The sequence below is a fragment of the Novosphingobium sp. BL-A-41-Hi4B-X5A genome, from assembly GCF_055521705.1.
In genome coordinates this window covers 2450061-2468189 of record NZ_CM145500.1, presented here as the reverse complement: position 1 = coordinate 2468189, position 18129 = coordinate 2450061, and the positions used below count along the sequence as shown (strand labels likewise).

Annotated in this window: 17 protein-coding genes; 10 read left to right on the top strand and 7 right to left on the bottom strand. The window is 65.0% G+C overall.

The genetic code is table 11. The annotated features are described in order from the left end of the window. Nucleotides 1-147 precede the first annotated feature (147 nt). The 8 genes from ACZ1JY_RS12035 to ACZ1JY_RS12000 all read left to right on the top strand — a co-directional run bounded on the left by ACZ1JY_RS12035 (nt 148) and on the right by ACZ1JY_RS12000 (nt 8005). On the top strand, nt 148-1041 hold the full coding sequence (locus tag ACZ1JY_RS12035) for a prephenate dehydratase (protein ID WP_168905506.1): 894 nt from the start codon (nt 148-150) through the stop codon (nt 1039-1041). 63 nt (nt 1042-1104) lie between these two features. Next, complete coding sequence (locus ACZ1JY_RS12030; protein WP_118072552.1) at nt 1105-1770, top strand: DUF4129 domain-containing protein; 666 nt, start codon at nt 1105-1107, stop codon at nt 1768-1770. Then, a complete protein-coding gene (locus tag ACZ1JY_RS12025; protein ID WP_465129424.1) occupies nt 1767-3050 on the top strand; it encodes a DUF4350 domain-containing protein in 1284 nt (427 codons plus the stop codon). The genes ACZ1JY_RS12030 and ACZ1JY_RS12025 overlap by 4 nt, the downstream gene beginning before the upstream one ends. A 17-nt stretch (nt 3051-3067) precedes the next feature. Continuing rightward, nucleotides 3068-4018 carry an AAA family ATPase gene (locus ACZ1JY_RS12020; protein WP_465130907.1) on the top strand — a complete coding sequence of 317 codons (951 nt, stop codon included), beginning with the start codon at nt 3068-3070 and terminating at the stop codon, nt 4016-4018. Then, nucleotides 4015-5343: a DUF58 domain-containing protein gene (locus ACZ1JY_RS12015; RefSeq protein ID WP_465129423.1), complete on the top strand. Its 1329-nt coding sequence runs from the start codon at nt 4015-4017 to the stop codon at nt 5341-5343. The genes ACZ1JY_RS12020 and ACZ1JY_RS12015 overlap by 4 nt, the downstream gene beginning before the upstream one ends. Further along, nucleotides 5340-6407, top strand: a complete 1068-nt coding sequence (locus tag ACZ1JY_RS12010) for a stage II sporulation protein M (protein ID WP_465129422.1) — start codon at nt 5340-5342, stop codon at nt 6405-6407. Before ACZ1JY_RS12015 ends, ACZ1JY_RS12010 begins: the two co-directional genes overlap by 4 nt. Beyond that, nucleotides 6407-7396: an RDD family protein gene (locus ACZ1JY_RS12005; protein ID WP_240344808.1), complete on the top strand. Its 990-nt coding sequence runs from the start codon at nt 6407-6409 to the stop codon at nt 7394-7396. The genes ACZ1JY_RS12010 and ACZ1JY_RS12005 overlap by 1 nt, the downstream gene beginning before the upstream one ends. A gap of 144 nt (nt 7397-7540) precedes the next feature. Then, complete coding sequence (locus ACZ1JY_RS12000) at nt 7541-8005, top strand: GNAT family N-acetyltransferase (protein WP_465129421.1); 465 nt, start codon at nt 7541-7543, stop codon at nt 8003-8005. On the opposite strand, the gene ACZ1JY_RS11995 is transcribed toward ACZ1JY_RS12000, so the two are convergent. The 4 genes from ACZ1JY_RS11995 to sucC all read right to left on the bottom strand — a co-directional run bounded on the left by ACZ1JY_RS11995 (nt 7977) and on the right by sucC (nt 12337). Then, nucleotides 7977-9230 carry a TIGR00341 family protein gene (locus ACZ1JY_RS11995; protein WP_465129420.1) on the bottom strand — a complete coding sequence of 418 codons (1254 nt, stop codon included), beginning with the start codon at nt 9228-9230 and terminating at the stop codon, nt 7977-7979. The two genes, ACZ1JY_RS12000 and ACZ1JY_RS11995, sit on opposite strands and share 29 nt — an antisense overlap. 71 nt (nt 9231-9301) lie before the next feature. Further along, entirely contained in the window at nt 9302-10234 is a 933-nt protein-coding gene (locus ACZ1JY_RS11990) for an electron transfer flavoprotein subunit alpha/FixB family protein (RefSeq protein ID WP_465129419.1), read from the bottom strand. Then, entirely contained in the window at nt 10234-10986 is a 753-nt protein-coding gene (locus ACZ1JY_RS11985; protein ID WP_465129418.1) for an electron transfer flavoprotein subunit beta/FixA family protein, read from the bottom strand. The genes ACZ1JY_RS11990 and ACZ1JY_RS11985 overlap by 1 nt, the downstream gene beginning before the upstream one ends. A 151-nt stretch (nt 10987-11137) precedes the next feature. Continuing rightward, nucleotides 11138-12337: an ADP-forming succinate--CoA ligase subunit beta gene (gene sucC / locus ACZ1JY_RS11980; RefSeq protein WP_465129417.1), complete on the bottom strand. Its 1200-nt coding sequence runs from the start codon at nt 12335-12337 to the stop codon at nt 11138-11140. A gap of 193 nt (nt 12338-12530) precedes the next feature. Here sucC and ACZ1JY_RS11975 point away from each other — a divergent pair, with 193 nt between their 5' ends. Continuing rightward, a complete protein-coding gene (locus ACZ1JY_RS11975; protein WP_465129416.1) occupies nt 12531-13307 on the top strand; it encodes a 3'(2'),5'-bisphosphate nucleotidase CysQ in 777 nt (258 codons plus the stop codon). On the opposite strand, the gene ACZ1JY_RS11970 is transcribed toward ACZ1JY_RS11975, so the two are convergent. Further along, nucleotides 13304-14299: an aldo/keto reductase gene (locus tag ACZ1JY_RS11970; protein ID WP_465129415.1), complete on the bottom strand. Its 996-nt coding sequence runs from the start codon at nt 14297-14299 to the stop codon at nt 13304-13306. The two genes, ACZ1JY_RS11975 and ACZ1JY_RS11970, sit on opposite strands and share 4 nt — an antisense overlap. Before the next feature lie 126 nt (nt 14300-14425). Beyond that, a complete protein-coding gene (locus ACZ1JY_RS11965; RefSeq protein WP_118072559.1) occupies nt 14426-15118 on the bottom strand; it encodes a YiaD family glycine zipper/OmpA-like lipoprotein in 693 nt (230 codons plus the stop codon). Nucleotides 15119-15296: 178 nt separating this feature from the next. On the opposite strand from ACZ1JY_RS11965, the gene ACZ1JY_RS11960 reads away from it, so the two are divergent. After that, entirely contained in the window at nt 15297-16625 is a 1329-nt protein-coding gene (locus ACZ1JY_RS11960; protein WP_465129414.1) for a hemolysin family protein, read from the top strand. A 61-nt stretch (nt 16626-16686) separates the two neighbouring features. Here the strand turns inward: ACZ1JY_RS11960 and ACZ1JY_RS11955 are convergent, their stop codons facing one another. Continuing rightward, nucleotides 16687-18120: a glutamate synthase subunit beta gene (locus ACZ1JY_RS11955; RefSeq protein ID WP_465129413.1), complete on the bottom strand. Its 1434-nt coding sequence runs from the start codon at nt 18118-18120 to the stop codon at nt 16687-16689. Nucleotides 18121-18129 lie beyond the last annotated feature (9 nt).

Sequence of the window (18129 nt, the reverse complement as noted above, 5' to 3'; positions counted from 1 at the left end):
CCATAGGCGCAACGTCAGCACCTTGCCGACACCCGCGCGAGTTCGGGGTCCCTCTAGTCAGCGCCATGCAGCAGCGCAAGATGGTTTGCGCCGCAAAATCGATCTCCCTTGCCCGAAAGAACAGACCGGCTTAACGCGCGCAGCACAATGCAGAGCTATCCCGCCCCCGCGCTCGCCCTTGTCGAGAACATGGCTGCCGCCGCAGCCGCCGATCCCGCGCGCGCCGTTTCGTTCCAAGGGGCGCCCGGCGCCAACTCCCACCGCGCCGCTCTCGAAGCCCTGCCAGATTGCCTGCCGCTGCCGTGCTTCTCGTTCGAAGACGCGCTCGACGCGGTCAAGGAAGATCGCGCGGCCCACGCGATCATCCCGATCGAGAACTCGCAGCATGGGCGCGTAGCAGACATCCACTTCCTGCTGCCAGAAAGCGGGCTTTCGATCGTCGGTGAACACTTCCTCGATATCCATGCGAGCCTGATGGCGCTGGGCGATGGGCCGTTCACGGCTGCCTACAGCCACCCGCAGGCGCTCGGCCAGTCGCGGTTCTATCTGCGCGATCGCGGAATCGTGCCGATGAGCTATGCAGATACGGCCGGCGCCGCCGCCTACATCGCCGAACTCGGCGATCCGACAGTGGCCGCGCTTGCTCCGCGCATCGCCGCCGAACTCTATGGCCTCAAAGTCATCGAGGACAACGTCGAGGACGCGCACGACAACACCACCCGCTTCGTGATCCTGTCGAAGACCCCGCGCGATCCGGCCACCATCTCCGGCCCGGCGATGACCACGTTCGTGTTCGAAGTGCGCAATATCCCGGCTGCGCTATACAAGGCGCTGGGCGGCTTTGCGACGAACGGCGTCAACATGACCAAGCTGGAAAGCTACCAGCGCGGCGCGAGCTTTGCCGCCACCGAATTCTATGCCGATATCGTCGGCGCTCCAGGTGAACGCCCGGTTGATCTCGCGCTCGAGGAGCTCGATTTCTTTGCCAAGAACCTGCGAATACTTGGGACTTACCCAATGGAACGCATTCGCGGCCAGTAAGAGTATTCAAAAGGCCGATGACTTGCCCTTGCCCCGCCGCCTGCCACGTGCAAGGTTGCGCGGGTGACGGCACCTGCGGCGGCAACAGTACCAGCAAATGATGCGGCCGCAGCCGAGGCTGCGTGGCGTTCGATCCGCGAATCGTCGGACCTCCAGTTTGCTCCCGTCCCGCCCGACCCGGCACCGATAACCCCGGACTGGCTCAAGGCGCTTGGCCGTTTTCTCGAATGGCTGCTCTCGCCGCTCGGGCGCCTGCTCGGCAGCAGCTGGAGCGTGATCGAGATGCTGTTGCTCGTGGGCGCAGGCCTCGGCGTGCTGTGGATCGCATGGAGCCTGCTCTGGCCACTGTGGCGGGAACGTGGCACCCGCCATGAAGTGGCCGAGCCTGAATGGGCGCCGCAGCGTGAAGAGGCGCTTGCCCTGCTTGAGGACGCAGACCGCCTCGCCGCGCAAGGCCTCTATGGCGAGGCCGCGCATCTCCTGCTCAAGCGCAGCATCGGCCAGATCGCCCGGGCCCGGCCCGATTGGCTGGCCCCGTCCAGCACCGCGCGCGAGATCGGCACGATCGCGGGCCTCCCCGGCGAGGCCCGCACCGCATTCGGCACCATCGCCAGCTTGGTCGAGCGCGCGCGCTATGCCTTGCGCCCGTTGGGGGCGGATGAATGGCGTGCGGCGCGCGAGGCTTATTCACGCTTCGCCATCGCGCCGCTGACGGCCGCCGGCCAATGAGCAACGCCGCACCATCGCCGTTCTCGCGCGGCACTCTGATCGGCATGCTGCTGGTCGGTGCGCTCGCCTTCGTCGCACTGCTCTGGTTCCTCGGCAACGGCACCGGCGGCAATAGCAACAACGGCGGCGCGCACGTCGGCGGACAAGGCCTCAACGGTTATGCCGGCCTTGCGCGGATGCTCGAAGCCGAAGGCCTGGACGTCCAGCGGCAGCGGAACAAACGCGCGCTTGAAAACACACCAGGCCTGCTGATCCTCACCCCGCCAGCCGACGCTGATGGCAAGGAGATCGCCAAAATCGTCGATGCCCACCGCTATTGGGGGCCGACCATCGTCGTCACGCCGAAGTGGCTGGCCACGGGTGTCGACGCCAAGGCCGCCAAGCGCGGCTGGGTGCAGATGGTCGGCACGCAGGCGCCCTTATGGAAGGGCTTTGCCGACAACGTCACGGTCGAGATCGGCGACGACGAAGCACCGCCCGCAGGCGGCTGGAAGCTCGGCAACCGCCGCGGCAAGTTCCCTGATGATCGCCAGATCGAAACCGGTTCCGGCAAGGGCCTCGTGCCCATCCTCACCACCGGCAGCGGCAAGACCCTCGCCGCGTTTCTTGACGACGACGGTTACTATCCCGCGCTCAACACGCTGGCTGGAATAGATCCCGATTACGGCGGCGAGGACGAGGATCTTTATCCCGTCGTCCTCGTGTTCGAACCTGACCTGCTCGACAACTGGGGTCTTGCCGATCGCAACACCGCCATGCTTGCCCGCGATCTCGTGCTGGCAACGGCGGACAATCGCAGCCAGCCCTTCGTCTTCGACATGACCTTCAACGGCTTTGGCGCCAGCCGCAACCTCCTCACCCTCGCGTTCGAGCCGCCGTTCCTTGCCGCCACGATCTGCCTGTTCCTCGCCGCGCTGGCGATTGCCTGGCGTGCGTTCAACCGCTTTGGCCCTGCATTGGCGCAGGCGCAGGAAATCGCGTTTGGCAAGGCTGCCCTCGTCGCCAACGCCGCGGGACTGATTCGCCGCGCCGGCCGCGTCCACCTTGCCGCTGCACCTTATGCCGATGCCGCGCGCGAACGCATTGCGCTGGCGCTGGGCCTACCCAAGGGCCTTGCACCGGACGAAACCGAACGCCTGATCGACGCCGCGCAAGTCCGCCGCGCCGTGGCCGGACCGCCCTTTTCCCAAGCGGCGCGCCACTTGCGCGATGCCCGCAAGCCCCATGAGCTGACAAAGCGCGCCCAAGTGCTGCAGCAGATAGAAAGGCACCTCAAGTGACCGAGACGACCACCGAAATGTCCCTGGCCGAGCTTGGCGCGCTATCCGGCCGGATCCGTGCCGAAGTCGGCAAGGCGATCGTCGGCCAGGAAGAGGTGCTCGATCACCTGCTCGTCGCGCTATTCGCAGGCGGCCATGTCCTGCTCGAAGGCCCTCCCGGCACCGCCAAGACGTTCCTCGCCCAGACCTTCGCCGCCGCTCTCGGCCTCGATTTCGGGCGCATCCAGTTCACGCCCGACCTGATGCCCGGCGACATCCTCGGGTCCAACCTGTTCAATTTCCAGACCAGCCAGTTCACCCTCACGCGCGGGCCGATCTTCCACGAACTGCTGCTGGCGGATGAAATCAACCGCACCCCGCCCAAGACACAGGCGGCCCTGCTCGAAGCCATGCAGGAGCGCCGCGTCACCCTCGACGGCGAGGTCCACGCCCTGTCCGAACGCTTTACTGTCGTCGCCACGCAGAACCCGATCGAAAGCCAGGGCGTCTACCCGCTGCCCGAAGCCCAGCTGGACCGCTTCCTGTTCAAGCTCATCGTCGGCTACCCCACGGCCGAAGAAGAAGCCCGCATCGTCGCCCGCTATGGCAAGGGCACGCCCAAGCCCGCCGAACTCGGCGTCGTTGCAGTCACCACCGCCGCAGAACTTGGCCGCGCGCAAAGCGCCATCGCCTCGATCACGCTGGCCGAATCGATTGTCGACTACGTCGTCCGCCTCGTCCGCGCCACGCGCGAGAGCGGTGATCTCGTCGTCGGCGCCAGCCCCCGCGCCGCCGTGCTGCTCGCCGGCGCTGCCCGCGCCCGCGCCGCGCTCGATGGCCGCGACTATGTCATCCCCGACGACGTAAAGGCGCTGGCCACCGCAGTCCTGCGCCATCGCCTGATGCTCAGCCCTGCGGCCGAGATCGAGGGCAAGCAGGTCGAGGCCATCGTCACCGCCCTCGTCGAAGGCACGGAAGCCCCGCGTTGAACAAGCCTGCCGCCCTGCTGCCCTCGGGCCGTGCGGTCCTGCTCTTCGCGGGCCTCGCTCCGCTGGCGCTGGTCGTGGCGGCGGCGGCCCCCGCGGCATGGATCGCCGCACCCGCGCTGGGCGGCGCGCTGCTCGTACTGATCCTGCTCGATGGCCTGTTCGCCGGAACACTTGAGGACGTGCAGGTCCATGCCCCGTCCGATAGCGAAGTCGGCGAACCGGCCACTCTCACGGTCGTTGCCTCGCTTGCCCGCGCCCGCAATGGCATCCGCCCGGACGCCGCCATCGCCTGCGACCCGCGCCTTGCCGAAGGTGGCCGCATTGCCCTGCCGCTCGTCTTTGCGGATGGGGCATGGAGCGGCACCACCACGATCACTCCCACCCGCCGCGGCACGGGGCAACTCACCCACCTTTGGCTGCGCTGGAGCGGCCCGCTCGGCCTCGCTCACCGTCAGGCCACCCGCGATCTCGATGCCGAAGTCCGCGTCTGGCCCAACATTGCCCCGGTGCGCAGCCCGGCGCTGCAGATCTTCCTGCGCGACGCCCAGTTCGGCCTGATCGCGCGGCGCATCCGTGGCGAAGGCACGGAATTCGAAGCACTCGCCGAATACGAACCGGGCATGGACCGCCGCCGCATCGACTGGAAAAGCTCGGCCCGCCATGCCCGCCTTTTCGCCAAGGAATACGAGGTCGAGCGCAACAACCAGATCGTCTTCGCCTTCGATTGCGGGCAGGCGATGTGCGAACCGATCGAGGGCCTGCCCCGCATCGACCGCGCCGTCACCGCTGCGCTCACCACCGCCTATGTCGCATTGAAGGCGCAGGACCGCGTCGCCCTGTTCGGCTTTGCCGCGCGCCCCGAAGTTGCCACACCCTTCGTCACCGACAGCCGCGATTTCACCCGCCTGCAACGCGCCGCCGCCCAGCTTGACTACCACCCCGGCGAGCCAAACTTCACGCTCGCCCTGTCGACGCTTGCCGCGCGGCTGCAGCGGCGTTCGCTGATCGTCCTGTTCTCCGATTTCTCCGACCCGACCAGCGCCGAGCTGATGGTAGAGAACGTGGGCCGACTGGTCGAACGCCACCTCGTACTGTTCGTGGTCATGGCCGATGCCGAACTCGCAGGCCTTGCCACCGCAACCGTAACCGACATGCAATCGGTCGCCGAAGCCGTCACCGCCACCACATTGTCACGGCAGCGCGCGATCGTGCTCCAGCGCCTGCGCCACCTCGGCGTGCGCGTGCTCGAGGCGCCGCATGACCAGATCGGCACGCGGCTGCTCGATTCCTATCTCGCGATCAAGCGCGAGGGGCGCATCGGATGAACGCTGTCACCACAGGAATTGCCCAGAAGATCGGCAACTGGTTCGCCAGGCCAACCGAGGCCGCCGTTGCGGCAGAGCAAGCCGCCCTGCGCTCCGATCGCTTCCGCCTCGAACGCGAAGCCGATTGGAAGCGTCTCGAAGCCGTGCTCGAGCGCATGGAGGCGGGGCACACGCGCGGCGTTTCGGATGAGGACCTGCTCGCCCTGCCGGCGCTCTATCGCACCGCCGCTTCCAGCCTTTCGATCGCTCGCGAAACCTCGCTGGACGCAGCACTCGTCGCCTATCTCGAAGCGCTGACCCAGCGCGCCTGGTTCCTTGTCTATGGCCCGCGCGCCTCGCTGTGGTCGTGGTTTCGCGGCTTCATCGGCGGCGGCTGGAGCGCGAGCGTGCGCGGCCTCGGCGTCGACCTGCTGATCGCGCTGGCGCTGATGGTCGCGGGCACTGCGGTCGGCTGGCTGCTCGTGGCATCGACCCCCGAATGGTACTACTCGCTCGTCCCCGGCGGCATGGCTGATGTGCGCGTACCGGGCGCAAGCCGCGAAGTCCTGCTTGGCACCCTGTTCGGCAACCAGGACCAGAACGGTATGAGCGTCTTTGCCGCCGGGCTGTTCAGCAACAACGCGCAAGTCTCGATCATGTGCTTCGCGCTGGGCTTCGCCTTCGGCCTGCCGACGATGCTGCTGCTCGTTCACAACACGGCGCTGCTCGGCGCGATGCTGTGGCTCTACCACGGGCAGGGGCTGCTGCTCGATTTCGTCGGCTGGCTCGCCATTCACGGCACGACCGAACTGTTCGCAATCCTGCTGGCGGGCGCAGCCGGCATCCACATCGGCCGAGCAATGGCCTTCCCCGGCAACATGTCGGTCATGGATGCCGCCGCTGCTGCCGGCCGCCGGGCCGCGCAGGTCATGACCGGCGTTGTCCTCATGCTGATCGTCGCAGCGCTGCTCGAAGGCTTCGCCAGGCAGTTGATCGATTCCACGCCGTCCCGCCTCACTGTCGGCGGCTTCATGCTGGTGCTGTGGACCGGTTACTTCTTCGCCTACCGCCGGGAGGCCCGCTGATGGCCCTCCGTCTGCCAGTGCGCCTTCCAATGCGCCTGCCTTTCCGCCGCACCGGCAAGCCCGCGCCGCGCACCCCGCAGGTGCTTCAGGACCGCCGCCGCCGCATGGTCGTCACCCCCGAAGGCGTGCCGCTGCCTTTCGTCCTGGCTTCACGCGGAGCGCGCGCTGCCGCACTGTTCCTCGATCTTGCCATGATCGTCGGCGCGATCGTCGGTGCCTCGCTGCTCATTATCTATGTCGCCGATGCAGTGGGCATCAATTACAAGGATGACGACAGCCCCGCCGGGCGCGCCGTGCAGGCGCTGGTCATCATCTGGATCATCGTGGTGTTCCTGTTTCGCAATGCCTGGTTCCTGTTCTTCGAACTTGGCCCGCGCGGCGCCACGCCGGGAAAACGCATCACCGGCATCCGCGTCGCCGCCCGCGCACGCGGCAAGGACGGCGCGCGGTTGACCACCGAAGCGGTGATTGCCCGCAATCTCGTGCGCGACATAGAACTGTTCATGCCGCTGATCTTCATCTTCGTCGCCGCGGTCGAAGGCGGCGATACCGAGCTGGCAGCATGGTCGGGCCTCGTCTGGTTCCTGATCTTTGCGCTGTTCCCATTCTTCAATCGCGACAGGCTGCGCTGCGGAGACCTGATCGCCGGGACCTGGGTAGTCGAAGCGCCCAAGCGCAAATTGGAACAGGCACTCTCGGTTGGAGAAGGCGCGCGCGGCGTCTCGCAGACCACCGGCGTGCAGTACCGCTTCAGCGATACGGATCTGGCGGTCTATGGCGAATACGAACTGCAGGTGCTCGAACGCGTGCTGCGTGAAAATCGCGAAGAAGCGCTGCGGGATGTCGCCCGCACGATCTGCGGCAAGATCGGCTGGAACGCAGGCGCCGGTGACGAGCGCGCCTTCCTCGAAGCCTATTACGCCCAACTGCGCGCCCGCCTCGAAACCGGCATGCGCTTTGGCCGTCGCAAGGCCGACAAGCACACCTGATACCAAGCTGCTCCCGACCTCCCGCCACTGATCGGCGGTTATGATACGTTTGAGCTGAGCGTCCCCTTCACGGCTCTTCTCGAGCATTGCGAGATGGCGCCCGTTCGTGCTCAAAAGTCAATGTTACTGGAAGGGAGGGACCCAATGGACCGCGTCACGATCATCGAAGACGATCTTTCCGGAGAGGCGATCCGTGAGCTCGTCGCCCTCCACCTTTCAGGCATGCATGCCAACTCGCCAGCCTGCAAAGTCCACGCCCTGCCCGTGGAGAAGCTGCGACAACCGGGCGTCACTTTCTATTCGGCGTGGGTCGGGGATGTGCTGGCCGGGATGGGCGCGATCCGCGAACTCGATGCCACGCATGGCGAACTGAAGTCCATGCGTGTCGCAAGTGATTGGTTAGGAAAGAAAATTGGCGAAGCCGTGCTGCTTCACCTGCTTTCGATTGCACGGCAGCGCGGCTACGCCCGCGTCAGCCTCGAAACCGGCCAAGGCCCCGCCTTCGAACCGGCCCTCGGGCTCTATCGCAAGCACGGCTTCGTCAACTGCGAGGCCTTTGCGGACTACGTGCTGGACGATTTCAGCCAGTGCCTGACGCTGCAGTTGTAGCCTCGCCGCTAGGAGCATCTGCCTCACCCCACTGGATCGTCCACCCCGGGAACGCGATCTGCAGCGCGGCGATGGTGGATTCTGGCAGGGGCTCAGCTGAAAATACCCGCGCAGATCTGCGCTCCGGATCGACCAGAACCGCAGTCTCGTCGCCATCGACAATCCGCGCCAAGGTCGCCCGCAGCCGGGTAATCTCTGCCTTGCGCGTTCGCTCGGTTGCTACTGCGTCCTCCAGTGCGCGACGCGCGTCGTCTGCTTCCGGCGTGCCGCTGCGGATCTGGACAAGGCGTACCTGGACGTTACGGCCGAGGAGGCCCTCCACGCGATCTGCGAAGCGGTCCTGCAGACCGACGTTGTAAACCGGCGCCATTACCACCGCATCCACTTGCGCAGGCGTGCTGGCGAGGTTGCTGTCGAGGCGATCAATCCGGGCAGCCGGGCCAGCCAGTTCTTGCAGCTGGCGGTTTATGGCCGATTGCGCTCTCGCCTCGCGCACGTTGGCAGAGAGCCTCAAGCCGAGCGGGATGGCAAGCGCCACCAGCGTGACGATGATACCGGCGGTCTGCGCCCAGCTCTGTCGAGGTGAGAGTTGCGTGCCGAAACCGCGGACACGTGCGGTGACCGTGGCCATGAGAGCAATGGCAGTGGCATTGGTGATGAACAGCAGCAGCGCACCCCAGGCGTAGTCGAAGCGCATGGTGGCAAGGGAGAAACCGACGACAGCCAGTGGCGGTACCAACGCTGTCGCAATGGCCACGCCGACCAGGCTGATGGCTTCACGCCGGACGGTGGCATATGCACCGGCGATACCGCCGAACACCGCAACCAGCAGATCGAGCAAATTGGGCCGGACACGTGCGAGGATGCTTGGCGTCACGTCTTGGATCGGCGAAATCCAGGTGAGCAGAACGGCAATGAGGATTGCCAGAATCATACCCGCGCCCAGCGATCTTGCCGCGCGCCGCAACAGCGCAAGTTCAAAGATGGCCACGCCAAAGCCGAAGCCCATGATCGGCCCAAGCAGCGGCGAGATGAGCATCGCACCGATGACGACCGGCGCAGAGTCCATGAGCAGCCCGACGTGCGCAATCGCGGTCGCGAGGGCGACCAGCATGAGGTAGGTCGGCGAAAGACGCGCTGAGCGCGCCACGGACGCGAGCAGGGCAGCGCGGCCGTGGCTCGGCTTGGACAGCTCTTCGCTGAGAGGTGTAGGCTTACCAGCCAATCTCGCCCCCTTAACCCATTTGGAGTGTTTCCCCGGGGAAACACTCCAGGGTGGCGTTTTGTGTGATGGTGTCAGAGCTTGCCGGTGAGTTCCGGGACCAGCGTGAACAGGTCACCGACGAGGCCGATGTCGGCCACTGCGAAGATCGGGGCGTCCTCGTCCTTGTTGATGGCGATGATGGTCTTGGAGTCCTTCATGCCGGCAAGGTGCTGGATCGCGCCCGAGATGCCGACCGCGATGTAGACTTCCGGTGCCACGATCTTGCCGGTCTGGCCGACCTGGTAGTCGTTGGGCACGTAGCCTGCGTCGACGGCGGCGCGCGATGCGCCAATGCCGGCGCCCAGCTTGTCGGCGAGCGGGGTGATGACCTGTTCGAAGGTGGCAGCGTCCTTGAGCGCGCGGCCGCCCGAGACGATGATCTTGGCGCTGGTCAGTTCGGGACGTTCCGACTTGGCGATCTCGGCGCTGACGAAGGTCGACAGGCCGCTGTCGGGGGTGGCGCTGACGGCTTCGATCGCTGCGCTGCCACCGGTGGATGCAGCCTTGGCAAAGGCGGTGCCGCGCACGGTGATGACCAGCTTGGCGTCGGAGCTTTCGACCGTGGCGATGGCGTTGCCGGCGTAGATCGGACGGGTGAAGGTCTTGGGGCCTTCAACCGAGAGGATGTCCGAGATCTGCATGACATCGAGCAGCGCGGCGACGCGCGGGGCGACGTTCTTGCCCGTGGTCGTGGCAGGGGCGACGAAGGCGTCGTAATCGGCCATCAGGCCAGCGACGAGCGGCGCGACGTTTTCCGCCAGCGCGTTGTCGAGCGATGCGTCGTCGGCCTTGAGCACCTTGGCAACGCCGGCGATCTGGGCGGCGGCCGTTGCGGCGCCGTCGCAGTTCGATCCGGCGACCAGCGCGGTCACTTCGCCAAGCTGGCTGGCAGCGGTGACGGCAGCGAGCGTGGCGTCCTTGACGCAAGCGTTGTCGTGTTCGACGAGAACGAGAACCTTGGACATCAGGCTACTCCCATTTCCTTGAGCTTGGCGACCAGCGTGTCGACATCGGGCACCTTGATGCCGGCCGAGCGCACCGGCGGTTCGCTGACTTTCAGCGTCTTCAAGCGCGGGGCGATGTCCACGCCGTAGTCGGCGGGCGACTTGGTGGCCAAGGGCTTGGACTTGGCCTTCATGATGTTGGGCAGCGAGGCATAGCGCGGCTCGTTCAGGCGCAGGTCGGTGGTGACCACTGCAGGCAGCGCCAGCTTCACGGTCTGCAAGCCGCCGTCGATCTCGCGCTTCACGACGACCGCATCGCCCTCGACCGAAACCTCGTTGGCAAAGGTGCCCTGGGGACGGCCCAGCAATGCGGCGACCATCTGGCCGACCTGGTTGCTGTCATCGTCGATCGCCTGCTTGCCGGTGATGATCAGGGCGGGCTGCTCCTCATCGGCAATGCCCTTGATGATCTTGGCCACCGCCAGCGGCTCGACCTCGGTGCCGTCATCGACCTGCACCAGCACCGCCCGGTCCGCGCCCATCGCCAGCGCCGTGCGCAGCGTTTCCTGGCTCTTGGCCACGCCCACCGACACCGCCACGATCTCGCTCACCACGCCCTTTTCCTTCAGGCGAATGGCCTCCTCGACCGCGATCTCGTCAAACGGGTTCATGCTCATCTTCACGTTCGCAAGATCAACCCCCGAACCATCCGCCTTCACACGAGGCTTCACGTTGTAGTCAATCACGCGCTTCACGCAGACCAGGGCTTTCATGGGCCTAAGCGTCCTTTCCTTGATTCCGTGGGTCTCGGCATAATTCGCGCTTACGTAAACGTCAACTGCACAAGTGGGCGACGGGACAGGCAAATGAAAAGGGGCGCCGGTTGCCCGACGCCCCTTGATCAAACCGCAGTCCGTCGAAGGATCAGGCGACCTTCCGGACTTCAGCGACGATCTTCTTGGCGGCATCGCCAAGGTCGTTGGCGGGGACGATGGGCAGGCCCGAGTTGGCGAGGATGTCCTTGCCCTGCTGGACGTTGGTGCCTTCGAGGCGGACGACGAGGGGAACCTGCAGGTTCACTTCCTTCGCGGCGGCAACGATGCCGTCGGCGATGATGTCGCACTTCATGATCCCGCCGAAGATGTTGACGAGAATGCCCTTCACCGCCGGATCCTTGAGGATGATCTTGAACGCTGCGGTGACCTTCTCGGTCGTTGCGCCGCCGCCCACGTCGAGGAAGTTGGCCGGGAATTCGCCGTTCAGCTTGATGATGTCCATCGTCGCCATGGCAAGGCCGGCGCCGTTGACCATGCAGCCGATGTTGCCGTCGAGCTTGATGTAGGCAAGGTCGTACTTGCTCGCTTCGATCTCGGCCGGGTCTTCCTCGGTCTCGTCGCGCAGCGCCATCACGTCGGGGTGGCGGTAGAGCGAGTTCGAATCGAAGCTCATCTTGGTGTCGAGGACGAGGAGGTTACCGTCCTTGGTTTCCACCAGCGGATTGATCTCGAGCATGTCGCAATCCAGCGCGACGAAGGCGTTGTAGAGCTGCTCGGCGATCTTGCCGGCCTGCTTGTTGAGATCGCCCGTCAGCTTGAGCGCATAGCCGACAGCGCGGCCGTGGTGCGGCATGAAGCCTTCGGCCGGATCGATGGTGATCGTGGCAATCTTCTCAGGGGTCGCATGCGCGACCTCCTCGATGTCCATGCCGCCCTCGGTCGAGACGATCATGGCAACGCGGCTCGTTGCGCGGTCGACGACCATCGACAGGTAGTATTCCTTGGCGATATCAACGCCATCGGTGATGTAGAGGCGGTTGACCTGCTTGCCCGCCTCGCCGGTCTGCACCGTCACGAGGGTGTTGCCGAGCATCTCCTTGGCAAAGGCTTCGACTTCCTCGATGCTCTTGGCCAGGCGCACGCCGCCCTTGGCATCAGCGGGGAGTTCCTTGAACTTGCCCTTGCCGCGACCGCCCGCATGGATCTGCGCCTTCACGACATAAAGCGGCCCCGGAAGCTGCTTGGCCGCAGCAACCGCTTCCTCAACCGTCAGCGCCGCAATCCCCGCCGGAATGCCGACACCAAACTTCGCAAGCAGTTCCTTCGCCTGGTACTCATGGACGTTCATGCGTTATCCCCGTTTCGAACAGGCGCGCCGCACTGGCGCAAAGGTATACGCCGCCATTGGCGCTTGACTCGGAATGCCTTAAGCACAGAGCGGGGAGCTTGAAAAGGAGCGTAAATGCGAGACTCGAAGCTATCTTTGATAACGTCTCGCAATTGCACGATACTATGCTCACCACTGTGCACGGAGGCGCGGAATGATCGACTATGACCGCCTCCACCAGATCGTCCGCGCTGCCGGGGACATGGCGCTGGGCCTATGGCCTGGACATGGCCATGCCCCCCAAGTGTGGGAAAAGACGCCGGGCAGCCCGGTATGCGATGCAGACCTTGCGGTCGATGCTTTCCTGAAGCGCGAACTGGGCGCCCTGCTCCCCTCGGCAGGCTGGCTATCCGAAGAAACGGTGGATCACCCCGAACGGCTGGAACGCGGCCTGTGCTGGCTGGTCGATCCGGTCGATGGCACGCGCGACTTCGTGCGCGGCCGGCCAGGCTGGTCGGTTTCGGTAGCGCTGGTGAGCGAGGGGCGCCCGCTGATCGGGGCGCTGAGCGCGCCTGCCCGGGGCGAGTACTGGTCCGCAGTGGCGGGCCAGGGAGCGGAGCGGAATGGCAGCAAACTTTACGCCAGCACGCGCACCGTGCTGGCGGGAGCGCGCGTTCCGGCCGACAGCCTGCCCAAGGCAGACGCCGATCTGGTGACCGTGGACAAGCCCAACTCGATCGCGCTGCGCATCGCGATGGTCGGCGCCAACGAGGCGGACCTGCTGGCAACGCTGCGCTGGGGTTTCGAGTGGGACATCGCGGCTGCCACGCTGATCGCGCGCGAAGCGGGGGCGGTCGTGTCCGATGCATTCGGCAAGCCGCTTGATTACAACAAGCGCGACCCCCGCGCCTTCGGCCTGCTGGTCACCGCGCCCGCCATCCACGCAGCTGCAGTCGAGCGGCTGGCCGACAGGGCGGCGAAACTGGCTTAGGCGAAGTCCTCGGTGTCAATTGTCGGGAGCATGACGCCGGCATAGCGATGGCCGGACACGGTCTGCTGGTTGATGAGATCATCGACCTCTGCGGCAACCGACGCGGGAATTTCCCAGTCCCAGCGCGCGATGTTTTCTTCAAGATGGGCGATCTTGCCGGTGCCGGGAATGGCGACGACATGGTCGCCACGCGAAAGCACCCACGCCAGCGACAGTTGTGCAGGGGTCACGCCTTCGCGGGCGGCAATGGCATTGAAGGCATCGACCAGCGCGAGGTTCTTTTCCCAATTCTCGCCGGTGAAACGCGGCATGGCTTTGCGAATATCGCCATCGGGCAAGCCTTGCGGATCGCGTACGCCATTGGCCAGCACGCCGCGCGCGACCGGGGAGAAGGCAACGAAGGTGGTGCCGAGTTCCTTGCATGCCTCGAGCACGGCGATTTCTGCCTGACGGGTCCACGGCGAGTATTCGGTCTGCATCGCGGCAATGGGGTGGACCGCCGCTGCCTTGCGCAAGGTTTCGGCCGACATCTCGGACAGGCCGATCCCGCCGATCTTGCCCTCTTTCACGAGGTCCGCCATCGCGCCCACCGAATCCTCGATCGGCACTTTGAAGTCCCGCCGGTGCATGTAGTACAGATCGATGTGATCGGTCTTGAGCAGCTTGAGCGACACTTCGAGCTCGCTGCGGATCGTATCGGGATGGCAATCGATGCCGCGCTTCTCGCCGCTGGCAAAGATGCCCATCTTGGAGGCGAGGAAGACCTTGTCGCGGCGGCCTTCGAGCGCAATGCCGACCTGCGTTTCGTTATGGCCGAGGCCATATAGGCGCGCAGTGTCGAAGTGATCGTAGCCGATGTCGACCGCGTGCTGGAGCAGGCGGATGCCATCCTCCTCACTGGGACGGCCCGCATAGGCCCAGCTCAATGACATGCAGCCCAGCCCGATCGGGTTGGTTTCGCGGCCATTGATGGTGCGGCGCTGAATCGGCATCGAACTGGTCTCCTTTGCCAGAGCCGATGCCAGCCTCGGCCCGCACCGGTCAACGCCCAATCGTATGTTCCACATAGCAAACGGCGCCGCCCGTGTGGGCGACGCCGCTGGCTTGATTCTAAGCGTTTACTGGCCGGAGCGAGCGCGATTCACGTCATCCTGGCTGATCGGCACGATTTTGATTTCGACGCGGCGATTGGCCTGACGGCCCTGTTCGGTGTCGTTGGAAGCGATCGGCTGCGATTCACCGAAACCCTGGCTGCGGATACGGGCATAGCCGACGCCGCGTGACGTCAGGTAATCCGCGACCGCACGAGCGCGGCGTTCAGACAGGGCCTGATTGTAGGCATCCGAACCGGTGGAATCGGTGTGACCATAGACGTCGATCAGCGAGTTCGGATACTGGACCAGCGACTGGGCGACGCGATCAAGCGTGGCGCCGAAAGCCGGCTTCACGGTCGAGCTGTCGACGTCGAACGTCACGCCGTTGGGCAGGTTTACCAGAATGGCATTGCCGCCATCGGTTTCGGTCACATCCACCCCGGTGCCTGCGGTCTGTTCGCGCAGTTCCTTGATCTGCTTGTCCTTCTGGTAGCCGATCACGCCACCGGCGACGCCACCGATGCCCGCGCCGACGATACGGCCAGTCTTGCCGCCGATCAGGCCACCGAGCAGGGCGCCACCCAGCGCACCGCCGATGCCGCCGATGGCCGTGCGCGAAACCTTCTTTTCGCCGGTGTTGGGATCGGTGACGCAGGCCGACAAGCTGACCAGCGAAACCGCGCACAGGCTCGACATAAGAACACGACGGATTTTCATTTCCTGTCCCCTTTTACCAGCATCCGGACACGAGCTTAGCGCCGCAATGCCGCTTTGACAGGGTGAAATACGCCCACTTCGACTGAACGGTTCCCGAACGGGAACCCAGGCGAAGCGATCCTCAGGAACAATCCATGCGCTATTCGCCTTTTGTCCTAAATCTGTTAGGGGCCTTCGCGTGACACCTTTTCCATGGTCTGACGTCTTCGTGATCCTGGGCCTCGTTGTGCTCAACGGCCTGTTTTCCATGTCGGAACTGGCGATTGTCTCGGCACGTCCTGCCCGCCTGAAGGTGGCTGCGGAAGACGGCAGCAAGGGCGCGAAGGTTGCTCTTGCGCTGGCCGCCGACCCCGGAAAATTTTTATCGACCGTGCAGATCGGCATTACCTTGGTGGGCATCATCGCCGGTGCCTATTCGGGATCGAGCCTTGGCGGCCCGATGGCCGAGCGGCTGCAAGCATGGGGCTTTCCGGCGCAATATGCCGACGATGCCGGTTTCGTTGTCGTCATTGCGATCACCACCTATCTCAGCCTCGTGGTTGGCGAACTGGTGCCCAAGCAACTGGCGCTGCGCGCGGCGGAACCGATCGCCAAGCTGGCGGCGCCGGCCATGGCGCTGATGTCGAAGATCACCGCGCCGTTCGTGTGGCTGCTCGACAATTCCTCGAGCGCGATCATCCGCCTGCTCGGGCTGAAGCAAGGGACCGAGCAGGAGGTAACCGCCGAGGAACTCCACATGATCTTCGCCGAGGCCACGCGATCGGGTGTGATCGAGGAGGACGAGCGGGCGATCATGACCGGGATCATGCGCCTTGCCGAACGGCCGGTGCGCGAGGTGATGACGCCGCGCACCGAACTGCACTGGATCGAGCGCAAGGCGAGCGAAGCGGAACTGCGTGAAGCGATAGACGACAGTCCCCACTCGTTGCTGCTGGTGGCGGACGGGTCGGTCGATCGCATTGTCGGCGTGGTGAAGGTGCGCGACGTGTTCTCGACATTGCTGCGCGGGCGCAAGGTGCAGCTCGGGCGCCTGATGAAGAAACCGGCGATCGTGCCCGATCAGCTCGACACGATGGATGCGCTCGGCATGATCCAGCAGGCCGAAGTGGCGATTGCGCTGGTCCATGACGAATATGGCCACCTTGAGGGCATCGTCACGCCGGCCGATCTGCTGGCGGCCATTGCAGGCAACTTTGTCGGCCATTCCGATGCCGGTGACGAACCGATGGTGGTTGAGCGCGAGGACGGGTCGATGCTGATCTCGGGCGCCCTGCCCGCCGATGCACTGGCCGACCGGCTCGGGCTGGACCTGCCTGACGACCGCGAATTTGCAACCACGGCCGGGTACTGTCTGTCGGTGCTCAAGAAGCTACCCAACGAGGGCGAGCATTTCCACGATCAGGGCTGGCGATTCGAGGTTGTCGACATGGACGGTCGCAAGATCGACAAGCTGCTGGTGTGCCGCACAAAAGCCATGCCTGCGGTGGCGCCCGAAGGCGACGGCTGAAACCCAACGGAAAAGGGCGCCCTTGCGGACGCCCCTTCCCTTTTTCGGCAATGGCTTGCGATCAGCGCGGCAGTTCGCTCACGCCCATCAGCGCTTCGTCGACGGCGCGGGCGCACTGGCGACCTTCGCGGATTGCCCAGACGACGAGGCTCTGACCGCGGCGCATGTCGCCGCAGGCAAAGACGTTGTCGACGCTGGTCTTGTAATCAACGACGTTGCCCTTGACGTTGCCGCGCGGGTCGAGCTCGACGCCGGCCTGTTCGAGCAGGCCCTGCTTGCGCGGACCGACGAAGCCCATGGCGAGCAGGATAAGGTCGGCCTTGAGCACGAATTCGCTGCCCGGCACTTCCTGCATCTGGCCATTGACCCACTCGACGCGAACACATTCGAGGCCGGCAACGTCGTTTTCACCGACGACGCGCTTGGTCAGCACGGCAAACTCGCGTTCGCAGCCTTCCTCGTGGCTCGACGAAGTGCGCAGCTTGAGCGGCCAGTTCGGCCAGCTCAATGCCTTGTCTTCCTTCTCGGGCGGCTTGGGCATGATCTCGAGCTGGGTGACCGAAGCGGCGCCCTGGCGGTTCGAGGTGCCGACGCAGTCCGAGCCGGTGTCACCGCCGCCGATCACGACGACATGCTTGCCGGTGGCCGTGAGCGACCCGCGCGGCGCGGCACGCAATTCGTCGTCGCCGGCGTTGCGCTTGTTCTGCTGGGTCAGGAATTCCATTGCCATGCGCACGCTGGGAAGTTCGGCGCCGGGGATGTTGAGGCCGCGCGGATCTTCCGCACCGCCTGCCAGCACGACGGCATCGAAGTTTTCCTGCAAGCTCGCGAAGGAGACCGTCACGCCAACTTCCACGCTGGTGCGGAACTGGACGCCTTCGGCCTCCATCTGCATCGCGCGGCGATTGATGTGGGTCTTTTCCATCTTGAAGTCAGGAATACCGTAGCGCAGTAGGCCGCCGATACGGTCGTTCTTCTCGAACACCGTCACCGAGTGACCGGCGCGGGCCAGCTGCTGGGCAGCCGCCATGCCGGCCGGGCCGGAGCCGACGACAGCGACGGACTTGCCGGTCTTCTTCGCAGGAACCTGCGGCTCGATCCAGCCTTCCTTCCACCCGCGATCGACGATGGCGCATTCGATCGACTTGATGGTGACCGGCTGGTCCACGATGTTCAGCGTGCACGCCGCCTCGCACGGGGCGGGGCAGATGCGGCCGGTGAACTCGGGGAAGTTGTTGGTCGAATGGAGATTGGTCAGCGCTTCGCGCCAGTCGTTCTCGTAGACCAGGTGGTTCCAGTCGGGGATCTGGTTATTCACCGGACAGCCATTGTGGCAGTACGGAATGCCGCAGTTCATGCACCGCGATGCCTGGCCCTTGAGGCCGGCATCGTCGTGCGGGATCACGAACTCGCGATAGTGCTTCAGGCGTTCGGCAGGCGCATCGTACTTGCGGTCCTGACGATCGATTTCGAGAAAGCCGGTTGCCTTACCCATTGTAATCTA

What these genes read in the sequence shown, in the direction of transcription:
- ACZ1JY_RS12035 (WP_168905506.1), top strand. Translation starts at nt 148, where the DNA reads ATGCAGAGCTATCCCGCCCCCGCGCTCGCCCTTGTCGAGAACATGGCT.
- ACZ1JY_RS12025 (WP_465129424.1), top strand. Translation starts at nt 1,767, where the DNA reads ATGAGCAACGCCGCACCATCGCCGTTCTCGCGCGGCACTCTGATCGGC.
- ACZ1JY_RS12020 (WP_465130907.1), top strand. Translation starts at nt 3,068, where the DNA reads ATGTCCCTGGCCGAGCTTGGCGCGCTATCCGGCCGGATCCGTGCCGAA.
- ACZ1JY_RS12010 (WP_465129422.1), top strand. Translation starts at nt 5,340, where the DNA reads ATGAACGCTGTCACCACAGGAATTGCCCAGAAGATCGGCAACTGGTTC.
- ACZ1JY_RS12005 (WP_240344808.1), top strand. Translation starts at nt 6,407, where the DNA reads ATGGCCCTCCGTCTGCCAGTGCGCCTTCCAATGCGCCTGCCTTTCCGC.
- ACZ1JY_RS12000 (WP_465129421.1), top strand. Translation starts at nt 7,541, where the DNA reads ATGGACCGCGTCACGATCATCGAAGACGATCTTTCCGGAGAGGCGATC.
- ACZ1JY_RS11990 (WP_465129419.1), bottom strand. Translation starts at nt 10,234, where the DNA reads ATGTCCAAGGTTCTCGTTCTCGTCGAACACGACAACGCTTGCGTCAAG.
- ACZ1JY_RS11985 (WP_465129418.1), bottom strand. Translation starts at nt 10,986, where the DNA reads ATGAAAGCCCTGGTCTGCGTGAAGCGCGTGATTGACTACAACGTGAAG.
- sucC (WP_465129417.1), bottom strand. Translation starts at nt 12,337, where the DNA reads ATGAACGTCCATGAGTACCAGGCGAAGGAACTGCTTGCGAAGTTTGGT.
- ACZ1JY_RS11975 (WP_465129416.1), top strand. Translation starts at nt 12,531, where the DNA reads ATGATCGACTATGACCGCCTCCACCAGATCGTCCGCGCTGCCGGGGAC.
- ACZ1JY_RS11970 (WP_465129415.1), bottom strand. Translation starts at nt 14,299, where the DNA reads ATGCCGATTCAGCGCCGCACCATCAATGGCCGCGAAACCAACCCGATC.
- ACZ1JY_RS11965 (WP_118072559.1), bottom strand. Translation starts at nt 15,118, where the DNA reads ATGAAAATCCGTCGTGTTCTTATGTCGAGCCTGTGCGCGGTTTCGCTG.
- ACZ1JY_RS11955 (WP_465129413.1), bottom strand. Translation starts at nt 18,120, where the DNA reads ATGGGTAAGGCAACCGGCTTTCTCGAAATCGATCGTCAGGACCGCAAG.